Genomic DNA, 344 nt, shown 5'->3' with positions numbered 1-344 from the left:
ATTTGGAGTAACGTCGTCGTTAAATCTTGAGCACTAATGTGCTCAAAACGAGTCCCCTTAGGATAAAAATAACGTAAATTTCGATTAAAGCGTTCATTACTACCACGTTCAGCTGGCGTATAAGCATGACAGTAATAGGTCTTAATACCATATTATGATTCAAATGATACTAGCCCACTAAACTCAGTACCACGGTCCACAGTAAAACTGTGCACCGGTCCATTAAAAGTTGTTAGGAACTTAGTCAGTGCTTCATTAACACTCGCTGTCGTTCGGTCCTTTAACCGATATGCCCAAAGGAACCGTGATTTGCGATCGATTAAAGTTAATAAAACTGCCTTACT

General features: G+C 39.5%; 1 pseudogene. It reads right to left on the bottom strand.

Annotated features, from left to right (window positions below):
* Positions 1 to 344, bottom strand: a pseudogene (locus IV64_RS11745) (IS30 family transposase); the annotation flags it as partial.

Origin of the sequence: Lactiplantibacillus xiangfangensis (assembly GCF_001438845.1) — a bacterium.
Lineage (GTDB): Bacteria > Bacillota > Bacilli > Lactobacillales > Lactobacillaceae > Lactiplantibacillus > Lactiplantibacillus xiangfangensis.
This window is presented reverse-complemented; position numbering and strand designations above follow the sequence as displayed.